Origin of the sequence: Bacillus cereus group sp. BfR-BA-01310 (assembly GCF_022664325.1) — a bacterium.
Taxonomy (GTDB): Bacteria; Bacillota; Bacilli; order Bacillales; family Bacillaceae_G; genus Bacillus_A; species Bacillus_A paramycoides.
Genome location: NZ_JAKUHD010000005.1, coordinates 192,332 through 209,122, shown reverse-complemented (window position 1 = coordinate 209,122; position 16,791 = coordinate 192,332). Strand labels below are relative to the sequence as shown.

Here is a 16,791-nt window from a genome sequence, read left to right as displayed (position 1 = left end):
CGGTTTTCATTCTGTCTCTATACTACTATATCAACCTTATTTATACTAGCATAATCAACTGAATATGGCGACCAAAAACTATAAAAAAATCACTCCATTTCACATTTTTAACAATTTTTTATGAAAACATGAAAACTAGGCACACACCTTTCTCCGCTTTTGTCATATGATATTGCAAATTGATTTCTAGGAGGTAATACCATGAGTGAAGAAAAAAAAGATTCTTCTCGCCCACCTGTTCGTAATTATTTAAAGCAAATTGATGATTTTTTCGAACAAACACCTCTTCGTAATGTAATTGCTGATTTAAATCATTTTTTCCAAAAAGGAAACCGTTTATTAACATTCCCTGTAGATTTATACGAAGTTGGTGACGAACTCGTCGTTACAGCCGAACTACCAGGTATTCAAAAAGAACAAATTCAAATTGAAATACAAAGCGAATACTTAAAAGTCTCTGTGAAAGAAGATATACTTGAAGAGACAGAAGAACAAACATCTCATAACTATTATCGCCGAGAACGTTCCAGTTCAGAAGCGTCAAGAATTATTAAGTTACCATATTTAATTAATAAAAAAACAGCGAAAGCTTCTTATCAAAACGGTGTGTTAGAAATTCGTGCACCAAAACTTCCGCAACAACATGATATATTATCCATAGACTAAAAGACAAAAAAGAAGGGTGCTAAGCACCCTTCTTTTTAATCCACTAATCGCTTCATATCACGTATAATATCTTCGTATGGCGTATTACTAATACCACTATATTTTTTCATTACTTTTCCATTTTGATCGACTAAGAAAAATGATGTTCCATGAATAACTTGCCCATTCTCTGGTTTATCTACAAGCGATTGGAAATTATCTTTTGAAAATTTTGTAATATCCTCCAAAGAATATCCTGTTAATAAGTTCCAGTTACTTGTATCTTCTGTGAACTTTTGAATGAATGCTTTCAAATTTTCCGGTTTATCTAGGTCAGGATCTACGCTAAACGATACAAACTGAACGTCTAACTTCTCTTCCTTCGCCATCTTCTGTAATTTCGCCATATTAGCAGTCATTGGTGGGCAAACTGTTTGACAGTTTGTAAACATGAAATCTGCAACCCATACTTTTCCTTTTAAATCTTTTGTACCAAACTGCTTTCCTTCTTGGTTTGTGAATTGGAAAGTTTCTAAATCCCAGTTTAATGGTTTACGGAGTTTCGATCCTGAGCCACTGCATCCAGCTAGTACAAAAAGACAAAAAACAACCATAAGACCAATTAACTTTTGATAACGCTTCATTATTAAACCTCTTTTCTCTTCCCTTAATTTATGTAGGTTATGTATATCATAACCTAAGTAAACACTATGAGAAAATTGTTTACTTCATTTGTTCACGAAATCGTACGATTTTACGTATGTTACTTCTTATTATTAAGCGAATTACTAGACAAAAGTTCTATTGTTAACTACTATTATTTCTCTATACTTTATTTACAAACAAGAATCCATTTTAAAGTGAAACTTTAATCAGTGGGGGTTTTTCATCCTCCGCTGATTATTAGCCCTCACCAATCGGGTTAAATTTTGTAAAGGTAATTATCAATTTTTTTACAATTCCTTAAACATTAATCCATTTTACACACTGTTTCCCTTTACAACATTTCGGTACAATACAACTACAACGATTTTAAAAGAGGTGATGTTCATGGCAAAGCGCTATGAAAATATGGATAATGTGAGTACAAAAAAATCAATTCACTCCTTCTTACGCTGGCGTAAAGAGAGAAAACAAAACAAAAAAGATTTTTCTTTTCTAGTAGAACAATCACCTGTTAAACAAAGTAAATTTCTGCAAAATAACTTTAAAAAAACGACTGTCACATGGATCGGTCACTCTACTTTTCTAATTCAAATGAACGGCTTAAACATTTTAACAGATCCAGTATGGGCAAATAAATTAAAGCTAGTTCCAAGACTTACACAGCCAGGTCTCGCTTTAGATGAACTACCTAAAATTGATATTGTTCTTATTTCACACGGCCATTATGACCATTTAGACTTTTCATCTCTTCGTCAACTGAATAATGATGTTTTATACCTTGTGCCAATTGGATTAAAAAAATTATTTACTCGTAAAAAATTCACCAATGTAAAAGAATACAGCTGGTGGGACAGTATAACAATTGATGAAGTCGCTTTTCACTTCGTACCTGCCCAGCACTGGACGAGAAGATCCTTATTTGATATGAATACCTCTCACTGGGGAGGATGGATTATCGATAATAAGATTACTTCAGAAACCATTTATTTTTGCGGTGATAGCGGTTATTTCAAAGGTTTTAAAGAAATCGGCAAACGTTTTTCAATTGATATTGCACTCATGCCAATTGGTGCCTATGAACCAGAATGGTTTATGAAAGTATCCCATGTTTCACCGGAAGAAGCTGTGCAAGCCTATTTAGATATAAACGCTACGCATTTTATTCCAATGCATTACGGTACTTTTGCGCTAGCAGATGAAACTCCAAGGGAGGCTGTAACACGACTTCGCAATAACTGGAATTTACGAATGCTACCGTGGGAACAACTACATGTTCTTTTTTTGGGCCAAACTTTCACTTATAGCCCTACTATACTAGAGAAAGAGCCAGAAAAAATTACTGAAACCTCTCATGTATAACAAAACTACTTTTTCGAATAATTTATCATATACTATAGAAAATCGAAAAGGGTGTTTTCTATGAAAAATTATTTACAGACTCGCTATATCATTAGCGGAAGCGCCTGTATTGCCCTTCTCATTTCTTATTTCATATACACATAAAAAAGCTACTTGAAAATATATTTCAAGTAGCTTTTTTTATTATTCTGCTAAATACATAAAACCAATTGCTCCTGGTCCTGTATGAGTACTAATGACTGGTGTTGTATAAAAAATCTCTGATTGAGTGAATCCATTTACTTTTTCAACAGTTGATTTTACACTTTCTGCTAAAGGAAGTGCTTTTGCATGTGGAATTGCAACAGCTTTTACAACTTTCCCAGCAGTATCTTGCTCAAATAATTTAGCTAAAGTTTTAACAACTTGCCCTTGACTACGAACTTTTGTCACTGGATTGTATGCTCCACCTTCAAGGTTTGCAATCGGTTTGATGTTCAGTAAAGAACCGATAAACGCTTTCCCTTTACCGATACGTCCACCTTTCACTAAATTCTCTAATGTATCTACGACTACATATAAACGAGTATTCTTCCTCACTTCATCAATACGTTTTAAAATATCTTCTAACGAGCGCTCTTCTTTTGCCATTTTTGCAGCTTCAATTACTTGATATGCTAACGCATGGCTAATGAACTGAGAATCAACGACTGTTACTTTAGTATCTGTCATTGATGCAGCACTATTTGCTGTTGAAACAGTACCACTCATTCCACCTGTCATATGGATGGAAAGTACTTCACTTCCATCTTCTCCCAACTTTTCATACATTTCTACAAATGTACCCATAGCTGGTTGTGATGTTTTTGGTAATTCTTCTGATTTCGCCATTTCCTCAATAAATTCATCTGGTTGTAAATCAACGCGATCTAAGTATGTTTGTCCATTTACAGAAATAGATAATGGTAAAACATGAATATCATACTTCTTAATCACTTCTTGAGATAAATCTGCAGTTGAATCTGTTACAATTTTAATTTTTTGCATATTATACTTCTTCCCTTTCCAATACGCTCTCCTTGTTATTATACTAGCATTCCCATTGCTTTCAACAATTTCGAACAATTTTCACCAAATTAATTATATTTTTATACCTAAAATAAAAAAAGACAGAGCTTACCTAACTCTGTCCCTGCTGTGTATTATGCATTCTTTTCAAGAGTATTTGTTTTATATACATTTGAATAATCATTCCACTTCAAACAACTTTGTAAATATTCACGGAAAGAGTACGAAAATCTTGGGTTTTTATGTTTTTGAATTTTCGCAATAAATAACTGAAGACGAGACTGAATTAGAAACGCTAATGGATGTTGTGCTTGTAGGACAGGGATTTCAAATATTTTAATACAATTCCCTGTTGAATGAGTGAAATAAAAACTTTTCGTAATCACAATATCAATCCTCTTTTTCGTTGGATTTTTGAACTTCCTCCACTTTTCGCCTTGACACGTTATTTAAAGTGAAGGTTTCCTACGAATACTAAAGTATCTATAGGCGAACCCCGTAGTCCCTACGGTTAGAAGCTTTAGGCTCCATTCATCTCCACCTAATCCGGACCCTGTCCTATATATCCCTTGAGACGGGAGTCTTATTATCCGTAAATAGCTAGATAACTCCAGTATAAACTTATAAAAGTGAAAAGTTTGTCTAAATTTTGGAGATTCTATAATTTTTTTCTTCTATATATTGTATACGATTATAGCTAGAGTATAACAAATAAAGTGAAACTTTAATCAATGGGGGTTTTGTCCATACCCTACTGATTTTCAGCCCACACCAATCGGGATAAATAAAAAAGTGCCTTTATAACGAGGCACTTTTCGACTGTATTTCTTCTTCTTTTTTCTGTTTTCGCTTACTAACAATCTTTGATAAAGCGATACTAATTTCATAAATACAAATAAGCGGTACCGCTACTAAACTATGTGATAAAAAATCAGGCGGCGATATACACGATGCAATTATAATCAACACTACATAAGCATATCTTCTTATTTTTTGAAGAAATTCTGCCGTTAGAAGACCTATGCTCGTTAAAAACATAACAACTACAGGTAATTCAAATATAACAGCAAACGGAACTGTTAAATTAAGTACAAAATGAAAATACTTTTCTGTAGTAAACATCGTATTAAACATTTCATTACCAATTGTCGTTAAAAAATGAAATAGAAATGGCATGACGATAAAATAACCGAAAGATAGGCCTGCTATAAATAATATAGACAATACCGGTATATACATTAATGTCATTTTTTGTTCATTTGGATGTAAACCTGGTTTTACAAATAACCAAATTTGTATCGCTGCAAAAGGAATTGTACAAACGATAGCAACTACTGTAGCAATCGAGAAAAAAATCCATAACACATCACTTGGACCGAGAACAGTTAATTTCATTGGTAAATCTTTTACAAGCCAAAAATAAATATCCTTCGTAAAAGTAAATCCGATAATTAAAAATAATACGAATGATATTACTGTATATATTACTCGTTTGCGAAGCTCAACAATATGTTCTACTACGCTCATTTCCCGATCTTCCATCTCGTTCACCACACTTTATTTGTCCATTCCAAGAAAATTTCATCATATTCTTTTATTTACTTCTTTTCCTTCTCTTGAAATGCCTCATCAGTCAATTCTTTTGTTGATTTTTTAAATTCTTTTAACGTTTCCCCTAAAGCTTTCCCAATTTCCGGTAACTTTTTAGGGCCGAATAAAATTAACACTGCTACTAAAATTAAAATTAACCCTGGAAAGCCAATATTTGAAAACATTTCCCCATCCCCTTCATAAGTAGATTCCTTGTCCTACTATTCCATAAGTTCATTTTGTCAAAAAATTTTGTAAACGTCAATGTATCCGCTATCTTTTGTCAAAAAAATTCAAAAATATAATCAATTATACAAATATCATTTTCTAATCCTTTTGTATATGATATGGTTAAGAAAAATATATCTTATCTCATTACAAGGAAAGGGATTTACATTATGACACAAAAAATCACAAGAATGACCCAATTTGTAAAAGAAGAGATTGCTAATGCAGTTACCCATGGTATCGGTGCCATTTTAAGCATCCCTGCCTTAATCATATTAATTATTCACGCTTCCAAACATGGTACAGCATCTGCTGTTGTTGGCTTTACCGTTTATGGCGTAAGCATGTTCCTGCTGTACTTATTTTCTACACTGTTACATAGTATTCATCATCCAAAAGTAGAAAAGTTATTTACCATTTTAGATCACTCCGCCATATATTTATTAATCGCAGGCACGTATACACCATTTCTACTCATTACACTGCGTGGCCCGCTCGGTTGGACGTTACTCGCAATTATTTGGACCCTTGCGATTGGTGGCATTATCTTCAAAATTTTCTTTGTTCGTCGCTTTATTAAAACATCAACATTATGTTATATCATTATGGGTTGGCTCATGATCGTTGCCATTAAACCCCTTTATGAAAATTTAACTGGTCACGGCTTCTCACTACTTTTAATAGGCGGTATTTTATATTCTGTCGGAGCTATATTCTTCCTTTGGGAAAAGCTTCCGTTCAATCATGCCATTTGGCATCTCTTCGTATTAGGTGGTAGTACAATGATGTTTTTCTGCGTACTCTTTTATGTCTTACCCGCAGCATAAAAAAAGTTTCAGCTTGTTTAAGCTGAAACTTTTTTTATTACTTATGTAATTGAGATGCAATTATATCTTTTGTATGCTCTGTTAACTCTTTAGCATCCATACTTGCATATTCTTCAGGTGTAATCGGCTTAGAAATTGTTAATGTCGCATGAGCTGGTTTCATACGGTTTCCATTTGCCTCAAACATCTTATATGTACCATCTAAAGTTACTGGTAAGATAGCTACGCCAGATTTTACAGCAAGGTGGAAACTCCCTGCTTTAAACTCACCGATTTCGCCGCCCTTACTTCTCGTTCCCTCTGGAAAAATCACGATAGAATGCCCGTTCTTTAATAGCTCAATTCCATCTTTAATTGCTTTAAGAGATTGACGACGATCGCTACGGTCCATGAATACACAATTCATTAGTTCCATCCAAGTTGGTACAACCGGAAATTTTTTAATTTCCGCTTTAGAAACGAATCCAATTGGCTTATTTAAGTAACCTAGTAAAACAGGAATATCCATATTACTTTGATGATTACTTACAACAAGTACAGGCTTGTCTTTCGGAACATTTTCAAGTCCTTTTACTTCTACAGTCGACCCAGCAACACGTACCATTTTCTTACCAAACCAGTTTGTTGTTTTATACACAACACTATCTTTTTCTTGCGGTGACATCGTATTTGCTTTTCTTTTAATACGCCACAATCTTGGTGTAATCGCAATTACGATTAAAATTAAATAAAAGATTTTAAAAAACGTTTGAATCATACAGAACCCCCACCTATTATCATTCCGACCTTCATTATACTAGACAAACGAAGGAAAAAGAAGAAAAAATGTCCAAACAGCAAGTGTTTGGACATTTTTGAAGTTTTCTATATTAGAAACGTTTTGCTAATTCACGTGCATTTGCAATCGCTGCTTCTTTAATATCTTGTGCTTTTTCAGGATTTGCATTCATACCTTCAACTGCAATATATTCAGTATCATTTACACCGATGAATCCTAATACTGTTTTCAAGTGATTGCGACCGAAGTCTACAGCTGCGTATGCTCCTTCAGAATACACGCCACCTGTAGCTTGAATGTGAAGCGCTTTTTTGCCTTCTAATAAGCCAACTGGACCATTTTCAGTATATTTGAATGTTTTACCTGCGATTGCTACGTTATCTAAGTACGCTTTTACTACTGGTGGATAGCTAAAGTTCCACATTGGAGTTACGAATACATAACGATCTGCATGCATAAATGTTTCTAAGTTATTGTTCATTGCTGCAACTTTTTGTTGTTGAACTTCACTTAAAGTTTCGAATCCTTCACCTGCTGCGAATTTACCCCAAGCAGCAAATACGTCTGCATCAATAGCTGGTACTGTTGTATTGAATAAATCAATTGTTACAACTTCGTCTTGTGGATGTTCGTTTTTATATGCTTCGATGAAAGCTTCTCCTACTGCCATACCGAAAGAACCTTCTGCTGAATTTGGATTTGCTGTAATAAATAGTACTTTTGTCATTGTATTCTCTCCCTTTTTCTATTTTGTCTTTAATTTGAGATTTATAATTCTAAAGTAAATAACTTACCTTATGTAAGTATAATACAAAAAGTTTTAACTAATGTCAATTAAAAATAGCAACTTTTTTTTCGTAAGTTAATAAGTTATATTGCTTCATATTGTTTTTGTATATAAATATTAAGATTCTGACCAAATAAAAAACTACCTCCATATTTCATGGAGATAGTTTTTATCAAATTTTACTTTTGAAAAACATGTTTCACTTTTTCAGCCGGAATATTACTTCCACCTCTACCTTTTACATCTTCAATCATCATTGTAATGACCATATCAGGTGAATTTAAATCGAACGCAGCGAACCAACCTAGTTCTTTTCCTTCTGCCTCTTTTGAAACTTTTAATTCTGCTGTTCCTGTTTTACCAGCAAGAGTCATACCATCAATTTTCGCAATTTTCCCGGTACCATCTGGATCATTAATTACTTTTGTTAAAGCCGTTTTCAATATATCTTGATTTCCTTTAGAAATCACGTTCTCTTTCCAAGCTTTTGGTTGTTTATCTGTTTTAATTAGATACGGTGACGGAATCGCTCCATCATTTACAATTGGTGCATAAGTTAAGGCTAAATGAAGTGGAGTCATTAAGACTTGTCCTTGGCCGTATCCTGTATCTGCCATTTGAATATCATTTTTAATGCCATCATTTGCAATTTTAGAAGCAGGGAATCCGTACTCAATTGGCAATTTCTCATCAAATCCGAATTTCTTCGCTTCAGTCATAAATTTATCTTTTCCGATTTTCAAAGCTTCTTGTGCGAAATAAATATTATCCGAATACTTCATTGCTTTATCAAAATCAATCGGATTTGCGTCTTTTACACGTGTTACATAATAATTGCCCCAAGAAGAATCTTTCGTCCAGTTCAATCCTTCAATTTTCAATTCTTCTTTCGGATCAATCGTTTTTGTTTCAAGACCAATCGCACCTGTAATAGGCTTAAATACAGAACCTGGAACTGATAATTGTGTAAATCGATTCGTCATCGGTTTTTTCGGGTCATTATTCCAAGCTTCACGTTGAGCTTTCGATGTCCCTCTCGCAATAAGGTTAGGATCGTAAGCTGGACTACTTACAAGTGCAATCGTTTCTCCGCTCTTCGGATTAATTGCTGCACTTGATCCAGCCTCTCCTTTCATTTCATTATAAATTTTTTCTTGAACAGCACTATCAATAGTTAAAGTTACATTTTCTCCATCAACAGCATCTGTTTTCGCTAAATTTTTAATTTCCTTACCTTGTGCATCTTCCATGAAGACGCGGCCACCTTTTTTACCACGTAACTTTTCTTCTAATACTTGTTCTAATCCTGCTTTACCCACTGGATCATCTGCTTGATACCCTTTCTTTTGAAGCGTTTTTAAATCTTCCGCATTCACTTTTCCGATATAACCAGTTAAATGCGCCGCCGCTTCTCCTAACGGATATGTACGAACATTTACCGGTCTTGTTGAAACACCTGGTAAATCAATGTACGCATTTTGCGTTGCCCCTTCAGGCAATATCCCAATTGGTACAAGATAATTTGGTTTTACCCATTTAGCAGCTAGCTTTTGATCAATTTCTTCTACAGACATATTTAACAACTTCGCTACTGCTTCTTTCGTTTGTGGAGCAGCATCTCCTAATTTTTCTGGAATCATTCCGATTTCAGACGCTTTTCCATTCGTCGCAAGACCTTTTCCATTACGATCGTAAACTTCACCACGTTTTGGCTGTGTTGTCTGCATACGCACTTTACTATCTTTTGTCATGCCTGGGAAAATAAAATCAGGAGTCCAATCTACTTTCCATGATTCTTTATCTCCATCTTTTTCTTTCACCATTTTTGCTTCATAACCAAAAGAGACATTACCGCCAACTGTATCCATACTTACTTTAAAAGGAACAGGGCCATTCTCTTTTTTATCCTCTTTTACTTCTCCTGTTTCTACTTTCAAGTTTTTCACTTCTATACCTGCATAAATTTTTTCATATTTCTCTATGAAATCTTTTTTCGAGATATTCTTTTTTGCATTTTCTGATAATTGACCGTACATATCTGCAAATTTTTGTTTATTCCACGCTTTTGCATATGTATCAAACGCTTCTTGTGGTTTTTCTTCTTTGCCGCATCCGACTAGCATTAATGCTAAGCAAAGAAAAAGAATCCCCCATATTTTTCTCAACCGATTCTCCTCCTTTTATTACATGGCGTACTTCTAAAAATTTATAGCATTATATACATGCTAGCTCTCATTATAGCACTATTGAATCCCATCTATAAAGTTACATCTGGTAATATAAATAAAAAGATTGATGTGAATACTCACATCAATCTTTTTTATTGTTGCTTCTCATAAATATGATAATAGTACGTGTATGGATTTTTTTCATCCGTTAAACCCTTCTCCACAAAAACTTCTTTCCAATCGGTCATATCTATTTCTGGGAAGAATGTATCTCCATCAAACGCATGATGAATCTTTGTAATATACAATTTCTCCACATACGGTAAGAATAAATCATAAATTTGCGCTCCTCCAAAAATAAAGATTTCTTCTTCATCTTTGCATAACGCAAACACTTCTTCCACAGAATGAGCAACTTCACACCCTTCAACATGATACTCTTCATTGCGAGTTACGATAATATTACGTCTTCCTGGGAGCGGTCTACCGATCGCTTCATAGTTCTTTCTTCCCATAATAAGCGGGTGACCCATCGTCGTTTTCTTCACGTACTGTAATTCACTTGGCAAATGCCATGGTAGTTTATTATCTTTACCAATCACTCTATTTTCGTCCATTGCCACCATAAATGAAACAATCATCTTTTCATCTCCTCTACAATTACACTGCAACTGGTGCTTTAATTGCTGGATGTGGATCATATCCTTCTAATGTTAAATCATCCATTTCAAAATCAAACACAGATTTCACATCTGGATTTAATGTAAGTTTAGGGAACGGACGTGGTTCACGTGCCAACTGCTTTTCTACTTGTTCAAAATGATTTGTATAAATATGTGCATCACCAATAGTATGAACAAACTCTCCTACTTCAAGACCACATTCATGTGCAATTAAATGTGTTAGAAGAGAGTAGCTTGCAATGTTAAATGGAATTCCAAGGAAAATATCACCGCTTCTTTGATATAACTGACAAGAAAGCTTTCCATCTGCTACATAAAATTGGAATAGCGTATGACAAGGTGGCAATGCCATGCTTGGTACATCTTCGGGATTCCAAGCAGATACAATCAAACGACGTGAATCTGGTGTTTTCTTAATCATTTCAATTACATCTTTTAGTTGATCAAGTGTCTCACCAGCTGTCGTTTTCCAAGCACGCCACTGCTTTCCGTATACGTCTCCTAAATAACCATATTTCTTCGAAAAATCATCATCTTCTAAAACGTTCTTTTTAAACAATTCCATTTGCTCATCGTATTGCTTCTTAAATTCCTCATCTTGTTGAGAGCGAAGACCGAAATCTGTCATATCTGGACCATTATACTCATCACTTTCTACCCAGCTCTTAAACGCCCATTCATTCCAAATATTATTATTATGTTGTAATAAATAACGAATGTTTGTATCACCTTTCATAAACCAAAGCAGTTCACTTGCTACAAGGCGAAATGGGACTCTCTTTGTCGTTAATAAAGGAAATCCTTCACTTAGATCGAAACGCATTTGATATCCAAATACAGATACAGTACCTGTCCCCGTACGATCTTCTTTCTTAGTGCCGTGCTCCATTACATGACGGCATAAATTTAAGTATTCATATTCAGCATGTTTCATATGTAGGAAAACCTTCTTTCAATCTTATATGAGATTTATCATAACATGAAAAACATCGGATTTAATAATCTAAATTAATAAAAATACTTTCAATAATTCTTACAAAATTATTAACTTTCAATATTTAAAAAGGTTTTCACTTTTCTATTACAGAAAGTATAGTGCGGAACATAAAAATTATATTTGGAGGTTAGAAGCATGTCTAAAATCAAAACCCCTGTTTTAAGTACGTTACAACATACGATTGAGAAAATGATGAAAGATTTACACGTTCCAGGTACCGCTGTAGCTGTTATAAAAGATGGTGAAGTAATTATTTCAGAAGGTTTTGGCTATCGAAACATAGAGAAAAAAGAAGCTGTTACTCCGCAGACACGATTCGCAATTGGTTCTGCAACGAAAGCATTCGGTACACTTTCATTAAGCTTATTAGCACAGCAAAAAAAATTTAATTGGGATACTCCTGTCCAATCTTACGTACCTAACTTTTCTTTATCCGATATACTCGCTAACTCGCAAGCTACAGGACGAGATTTAGCTTCTCATCGTACTGGGGTAAGTCGTCACGATGCTCTTTGGTACAGTTCTTCCTTATCTCGTAAAGATATCGTAGAAAAAATTAAACATTTATCACTTGATGCACCGTTCCGCACTGCATTTTTATATAACAACTTAATGTATGCAACAATTAGTTATATTGTGGAAAACATTACGAATCAAACATGGGAGCAATACGTTACAGAACATATATTAGAACCTTTAAATATGAGGCATACAAACTTCTCTGTTACAGACTCACAAAATACAGATGATTACGCATTACCTTACGCTGAAGATAATGGTGAAATGAAAGACATTCCATTCCGAAATATCGATACAGTTGGAGCGGCTGGATGTATTAACTCTTCCATTGAAGATATGGCAAAATGGGTTCTGCTTCACTTAAACAAAGGAAAAACAGAAAATCATGATTTGATTTCTACTGAACTACTCCAAGAAATGTATACACCGCATACGCCAATCCCGGATCAGCCAATGTTATCAACAAGTGAATCACCATTAAATAGCTACGGACTCGGTTGGTTTATTAGCGCTTATCGCGGTTATAAACTGATTCATCACGGCGGTAATATTGATGGATTCTCTGCACTTGCATCATTCATACCAAATGAAAACATCGGTATAGTCGTACTTACAAACTCCGGACAAACTTTACTTCCTACTTATATTACAAAGCATATTTACGACGAACTTCTCGGACTAGAATTTATCGACTGGCATAATCGTTCTGTAGAAGATAGTGAAAAAATGAAAGAAATGATGAAAGAGGCAACTGAATCACTTCCTGAAGCAACAAAAGGAACTAGCCCTTCCCATGCATTAGATGCTTATACTGGAACTTTTGAGCACCCTGCTTATGGAATACTAAAAGTATTCCAACAAGATAATTCCTTACATGTACAATTTATGGATACGGAATTTCAGCTAAAGCACCATCATTACGACATCTTCTCTGCATCAATTAGTTTGTTCCAAATGAAGATGGGGCTTTTATTCGCTTATGAAATGAATGTAAAGGGTGAGTTTCCGACCCTTCAATTACATGTTCCTGCAACTTTAAGTACTCAGCCCCTTACATTCACTAAAATTGAATAGTAAATTTAATAGAGGGAAGCTTTCGCTTCCCTCTATTTTTTCATAATTAGAAATTCCATCTAAAACTATTTATTTAATTATCTGATTGAATATTCGTATGCTAATTCATCAAATAACAACTTATTACTACTCAAACCATTAATTATTATATAATCTCACAATAATCCTTCCTGAGGCATGACTTTCTTATTATCGCTTTACTGAATATGGAAGAATATCATGATTATTGGTGCGTTTAATTTTCTTATCCCTCCAAATAATTTTTTTCAAACACATAAACACAGTTACTGAAATAGCGACTCCAACTGTAACATCTGAAGCAAAATGAGCCCCTACCATAATACGACTAATTGGCACTACTATCATCCACAAAAGAATGAGAATCCAAACACCTATCTTTTTTCTTTTTAATGAAGCGAAATATTCTGGTAACAAGCTAAACCAAATGATTAACGCTGCATTGGCACTATGGCCTGAAGGGAACGACATAAACTCATCACTCTCGGCAATTCCTTGAGGTACAAACCATTTTGAAAATCCTTCAAACGATCCAATAGAAATCATATGACGATAACGTTCTCTACCCCATCCTAATTTTATTAGATTAAATGTAATTAATACAATAACTACACTTAGTAATCCAATTAATGCAATGTCTCTCAATCTTGCATCATCGTATTTACTCCATGATTTAGAAATCATATAACAAACTACAATAGAGCAAATCATAAAAATTGGAATTAAAATTTTTGAAATGGCTAAATAGTGTACTAGCATAAATGACGCTATAAAAGCGAATAAAAGAATGATTACTCCATAGCCAGCTCCAGATAGATAATACCCTCTTGAACCTTTATTTTTTCTAGTTTTAAATAAATACATACTAGAAAATAAGGCAATAAGCATCGCTGGAATTTCTCCTATAGCCTGTAAAAAAAGAGCAATCTTATTAGTTGGTTCATATAAACTATTGGATATTTGTAAGTCTGTAAATGCAAAGATACATAGTAAAATAGCGAAGCTGGAAATTAATAGTACTGTTCTATTTTTCATCACTCCCCCCTACTTTCCACTATGCTTTAATATAAAATTCCCCATCTCAATTGCTAAATCTTCACTTTGAGGATAGACACCTACGTTATCTCCATAAGCGTGCCCCAACCCTCGATAAAGAACTGTTTCAGTATCAACTCCTTTTTTAGTTAATTTAGCTGCATACGCTAAACATTCTATCATTAAAAAATCATGCTCTCCTACCGTAATAAATGTACTTGGATAGTCTGAAGATACATCAACATATGGACTTAAATACTTAGAATTAATTTCTTGCGTACCAAGTACTTCTGACATACCTCCGACCATTGAATGCATAATATTAAGCATTTTTTCTAATCCCTTTTTATACTTAGGAGCAATTTCATATTTATCTATACTCCAAGAGTAAAATTCATCTTCATAATCACACATATTAATTGTAGGATATAGAAGCAGTTGTCCCTTAACGAGATTTCTACCATCTTCCATGTCTCTAGTAGTACAATACTGTGTTAAGTTACCTCCTGCACTATCACCAGCAACAAAGATATTATTCTTATCACCGCCTAATGTGTCAGCATTCTCATAAATCCACTTTAAAGTAGTGTAACAATCTGTATGTCCAGTTGGAAAAGGATTTTCCGGAGCTAATCGATAATCCAAAGAAACGGCTAGTATATCCGTTTTCTCTACTATCAATTTCACAAGCTCTTCTACCACATCAGGTGATCCTGCCATAAATCCGCCACCATGAATAAAGTATAAAATTGGTGCATTCTCTCGTTTAGAACTGCTGTTATAAATTCTTATCGGAATATCAAATCCATCTTCAGCTTTAACAGTTTTATGCATAATATTAATGTCTTTAGTGACAATAGGAACACTTTTAATACCATTAAATTGTTTTCGCATATTCTTTACTGATTTTTCAGAAGCATCCATTTTCATCATATTTTTAGGCATAAACCTCATTACATTCATTTGAACCTTTGTGTCCTTATAAAGACGTGGATCCATAGCCCCTTTTTCATCACAATCTGGTATGTTTTTTACTAAGACTTTTGCCCCCTGTACGTTGATAGTTTCTTGTTTTTCTTGAATTTTTTCTAAAAGGTCTAAGTCATATTTTCTAGTCATCCAGTATTCATCCTCTCTCGTTTTAAGCGCTTTCATTTATTTGGATTATATAAATCCCCTTTGAATCTTACTTCATCTGCTATAATTAAATTAAAAACGTTCCATGTACCAAATGTAACATGGAACGTTTTTTTATTGTTGTTCATATTTGATTCAATTATTGTCATTTTTTGATATGATTTTCTTCCTATACTGTAATGGTGTATATCCATATTTGTCTTTAAACTGTGAAATAAACGATTTTACATTTGGAAATCCGTGTTTTACTGCTATATCTTGTATAGAATTTGTACTACTAATAATATCCTTATAAGCTTTATAAAGTCTGTATCTTGTTAAAAAAGAGGTGAAATTTGATCCAAAGGTTTTTTTGAACATACGAGAAAAATGTTCTTCACTTACAAAAAAGTGTTTTGCTACATCTTTCAGTTTAAGTTCTTCATCGTAATGTTCGTAAATATATGTAATCATCTCTTTTTGTCTATTTCCAAGTTGAAAATCATTTTCTACATTCTCCACATCTTTACAGTAACGCAATAAAATATAAACAATTTCATACATCAAACTGTTAATTTTTATATAACTTAAATCATCCGATTTTGTGACTAACTCCTTTAATTCATAAAATATTTGTTGGAGTTTTGTTTTCTGAACGACTGATTCTTTTATATTGAATCTATATTTATCAAAATCTTCATTTACCTCTTTAAGAAATTCATAAGAAATAATTAACATCATTACTGCACAACTTGTATTTTCAACTTTTTCAAATTCGTGAACATCTCCACTATTTACAAAAATAAATTCGCCAGCGGATACTTTCTTTTTTTGCCCATTCACACACAAAATAATTTCTCCAAATACTACAAGGCTAATTTCAATACTTCTATGCCAGTGCGGTGGAATATAATAGTGAAAATCAGTTGGAAACATTGTTTCCTCTATATATTCAACCATTCCTGGAATTCTATCACGTAACTTTATTTCTTCATATTTTCCTTGCCTGACTTTCAATAGTCCACCCCCTTATTTTATTATAAAATAGACGTCAAGTTTCTCATTACATTTCTGCATTCGAAGTATATACAACCTCCATGATAAATCTATTAGAATCGTAAACATAGATTGTTTAGTGTTCATCCGAATATTGATTCCTATTGATTAGGCCACATTTTATTTTCACCTTATTATCGGAAAGAAACGCTGCTACTTCATTTAATTTTCTCCATCCAAATAAAGGATAATAGGTAA

General features: G+C 33.7%; 17 protein-coding genes. 4 read left to right on the top strand and 13 right to left on the bottom strand.

Annotation, left to right across the window (positions count from 1 at the left end):
- Positions 1 to 201 precede the first annotated feature (201 nt).
- Positions 202 to 666: an Hsp20/alpha crystallin family protein gene (locus MR109_RS13580; RefSeq protein WP_002171773.1), complete on the top strand. Its 465-nt coding sequence runs from the start codon at positions 202 to 204 to the stop codon at positions 664 to 666.
- A 35-nt stretch (positions 667 to 701) separates the two neighbouring features.
- On the opposite strand, the gene MR109_RS13575 is transcribed toward MR109_RS13580, so the two are convergent.
- On the bottom strand, positions 702 to 1,289 hold the full coding sequence (locus MR109_RS13575) for an SCO family protein (protein ID WP_098306872.1): 588 nt from the start codon (positions 1,287 to 1,289) through the stop codon (positions 702 to 704).
- Between the two features lie 406 nt (positions 1,290 to 1,695).
- On the opposite strand from MR109_RS13575, the gene MR109_RS13570 reads away from it, so the two are divergent.
- The gene (locus MR109_RS13570; protein ID WP_098306874.1) at positions 1,696 to 2,670 is read left to right on the top strand and encodes an MBL fold metallo-hydrolase; all 975 of its coding nucleotides are present in this window, start codon (positions 1,696 to 1,698) and stop codon (positions 2,668 to 2,670) included.
- 183 nt (positions 2,671 to 2,853) lie between these two features.
- Here the strand turns inward: MR109_RS13570 and MR109_RS13565 are convergent, their stop codons facing one another.
- The 4 genes from MR109_RS13565 to MR109_RS13550 all read right to left on the bottom strand — a co-directional run bounded on the left by MR109_RS13565 (position 2,854) and on the right by MR109_RS13550 (position 5,492).
- Entirely contained in the window at positions 2,854 to 3,696 is an 843-nt protein-coding gene (locus MR109_RS13565) for a DegV family protein (protein ID WP_048372377.1), read from the bottom strand.
- Positions 3,697 to 3,851: 155 nt separating this feature from the next.
- Positions 3,852 to 4,103 (bottom strand): DUF2535 family protein, encoded by a 252-nt coding sequence (locus MR109_RS13560; protein WP_002171769.1) that lies wholly within the window; start codon positions 4,101 to 4,103, stop codon positions 3,852 to 3,854.
- 412 nt (positions 4,104 to 4,515) lie between these two features.
- Positions 4,516 to 5,259 (bottom strand): twin-arginine translocase subunit TatC, encoded by a 744-nt coding sequence (tatC, locus tag MR109_RS13555; RefSeq protein WP_033718922.1) that lies wholly within the window; start codon positions 5,257 to 5,259, stop codon positions 4,516 to 4,518.
- A gap of 56 nt (positions 5,260 to 5,315) precedes the next feature.
- Complete coding sequence (locus tag MR109_RS13550) at positions 5,316 to 5,492, bottom strand: twin-arginine translocase TatA/TatE family subunit (protein WP_002141629.1); 177 nt, start codon at positions 5,490 to 5,492, stop codon at positions 5,316 to 5,318.
- A gap of 213 nt (positions 5,493 to 5,705) precedes the next feature.
- Here MR109_RS13550 and trhA point away from each other — a divergent pair, with 213 nt between their 5' ends.
- Positions 5,706 to 6,362, top strand: coding sequence for a PAQR family membrane homeostasis protein TrhA (trhA, locus tag MR109_RS13545; RefSeq protein ID WP_002171767.1), 657 nt, complete (start codon positions 5,706 to 5,708; stop codon positions 6,360 to 6,362).
- 37 nt (positions 6,363 to 6,399) lie between these two features.
- Here the strand turns inward: trhA and MR109_RS13540 are convergent, their stop codons facing one another.
- The 5 genes from MR109_RS13540 to MR109_RS13520 form a co-directional block, all read right to left on the bottom strand.
- Positions 6,400 to 7,119 (bottom strand): lysophospholipid acyltransferase family protein, encoded by a 720-nt coding sequence (locus tag MR109_RS13540; protein ID WP_048372380.1) that lies wholly within the window; start codon positions 7,117 to 7,119, stop codon positions 6,400 to 6,402.
- A gap of 112 nt (positions 7,120 to 7,231) precedes the next feature.
- The gene (locus MR109_RS13535) at positions 7,232 to 7,867 is read right to left on the bottom strand and encodes an FMN-dependent NADH-azoreductase (protein WP_242272395.1); all 636 of its coding nucleotides are present in this window, start codon (positions 7,865 to 7,867) and stop codon (positions 7,232 to 7,234) included.
- 239 nt (positions 7,868 to 8,106) lie between these two features.
- Positions 8,107 to 10,092, bottom strand: a complete 1,986-nt coding sequence (gene pbpC, locus MR109_RS13530) for a penicillin-binding protein 3 (RefSeq protein ID WP_242272393.1) — start codon at positions 10,090 to 10,092, stop codon at positions 8,107 to 8,109.
- 155 nt (positions 10,093 to 10,247) lie between these two features.
- The gene (locus MR109_RS13525) at positions 10,248 to 10,736 is read right to left on the bottom strand and encodes a dihydrofolate reductase (protein ID WP_048372387.1); all 489 of its coding nucleotides are present in this window, start codon (positions 10,734 to 10,736) and stop codon (positions 10,248 to 10,250) included.
- A 19-nt stretch (positions 10,737 to 10,755) separates the two neighbouring features.
- Positions 10,756 to 11,712 (bottom strand): thymidylate synthase, encoded by a 957-nt coding sequence (locus MR109_RS13520; protein WP_002171762.1) that lies wholly within the window; start codon positions 11,710 to 11,712, stop codon positions 10,756 to 10,758.
- 198 nt (positions 11,713 to 11,910) lie between these two features.
- On the opposite strand from MR109_RS13520, the gene MR109_RS13515 reads away from it, so the two are divergent.
- Positions 11,911 to 13,368: a serine hydrolase gene (locus tag MR109_RS13515; RefSeq protein ID WP_242272389.1), complete on the top strand. Its 1,458-nt coding sequence runs from the start codon at positions 11,911 to 11,913 to the stop codon at positions 13,366 to 13,368.
- A 189-nt stretch (positions 13,369 to 13,557) separates the two neighbouring features.
- Here MR109_RS13515 and MR109_RS13510 read toward each other — a convergent pair whose 3' ends face one another.
- From MR109_RS13510 to MR109_RS13500, 3 genes are all read right to left on the bottom strand, one after another.
- Positions 13,558 to 14,421, bottom strand: a complete 864-nt coding sequence (locus tag MR109_RS13510) for a phosphatase PAP2 family protein (RefSeq protein ID WP_242272387.1) — start codon at positions 14,419 to 14,421, stop codon at positions 13,558 to 13,560.
- Positions 14,422 to 14,430: 9 nt separating this feature from the next.
- The gene (locus tag MR109_RS13505) at positions 14,431 to 15,540 is read right to left on the bottom strand and encodes an alpha/beta hydrolase (RefSeq protein ID WP_242272386.1); all 1,110 of its coding nucleotides are present in this window, start codon (positions 15,538 to 15,540) and stop codon (positions 14,431 to 14,433) included.
- 153 nt (positions 15,541 to 15,693) lie between these two features.
- On the bottom strand, positions 15,694 to 16,554 hold the full coding sequence (locus MR109_RS13500; RefSeq protein WP_242272385.1) for an AraC family transcriptional regulator: 861 nt from the start codon (positions 16,552 to 16,554) through the stop codon (positions 15,694 to 15,696).
- Positions 16,555 to 16,791: the final 237 nt, after the last annotated feature.

What these genes read in the sequence shown, in the direction of transcription:
- MR109_RS13580 (WP_002171773.1), top strand. Translation starts at nt 202, where the DNA reads ATGAGTGAAGAAAAAAAAGATTCTTCTCGCCCACCTGTTCGTAATTAT.
- MR109_RS13575 (WP_098306872.1), bottom strand. Translation starts at nt 1,289, where the DNA reads ATGAAGCGTTATCAAAAGTTAATTGGTCTTATGGTTGTTTTTTGTCTT.
- MR109_RS13570 (WP_098306874.1), top strand. Translation starts at nt 1,696, where the DNA reads ATGGCAAAGCGCTATGAAAATATGGATAATGTGAGTACAAAAAAATCA.
- MR109_RS13565 (WP_048372377.1), bottom strand. Translation starts at nt 3,696, where the DNA reads ATGCAAAAAATTAAAATTGTAACAGATTCAACTGCAGATTTATCTCAA.
- tatC (WP_033718922.1), bottom strand. Translation starts at nt 5,259, where the DNA reads ATGGAAGATCGGGAAATGAGCGTAGTAGAACATATTGTTGAGCTTCGC.
- MR109_RS13550 (WP_002141629.1), bottom strand. Translation starts at nt 5,492, where the DNA reads ATGTTTTCAAATATTGGCTTTCCAGGGTTAATTTTAATTTTAGTAGCA.
- trhA (WP_002171767.1), top strand. Translation starts at nt 5,706, where the DNA reads ATGACACAAAAAATCACAAGAATGACCCAATTTGTAAAAGAAGAGATT.
- MR109_RS13540 (WP_048372380.1), bottom strand. Translation starts at nt 7,119, where the DNA reads ATGATTCAAACGTTTTTTAAAATCTTTTATTTAATTTTAATCGTAATT.
- MR109_RS13535 (WP_242272395.1), bottom strand. Translation starts at nt 7,867, where the DNA reads ATGACAAAAGTACTATTTATTACAGCAAATCCAAATTCAGCAGAAGGT.
- MR109_RS13525 (WP_048372387.1), bottom strand. Translation starts at nt 10,736, where the DNA reads ATGATTGTTTCATTTATGGTGGCAATGGACGAAAATAGAGTGATTGGT.
- MR109_RS13520 (WP_002171762.1), bottom strand. Translation starts at nt 11,712, where the DNA reads ATGAAACATGCTGAATATGAATACTTAAATTTATGCCGTCATGTAATG.
- MR109_RS13515 (WP_242272389.1), top strand. Translation starts at nt 11,911, where the DNA reads ATGTCTAAAATCAAAACCCCTGTTTTAAGTACGTTACAACATACGATT.
- MR109_RS13510 (WP_242272387.1), bottom strand. Translation starts at nt 14,421, where the DNA reads ATGAAAAATAGAACAGTACTATTAATTTCCAGCTTCGCTATTTTACTA.
- MR109_RS13505 (WP_242272386.1), bottom strand. Translation starts at nt 15,540, where the DNA reads ATGACTAGAAAATATGACTTAGACCTTTTAGAAAAAATTCAAGAAAAA.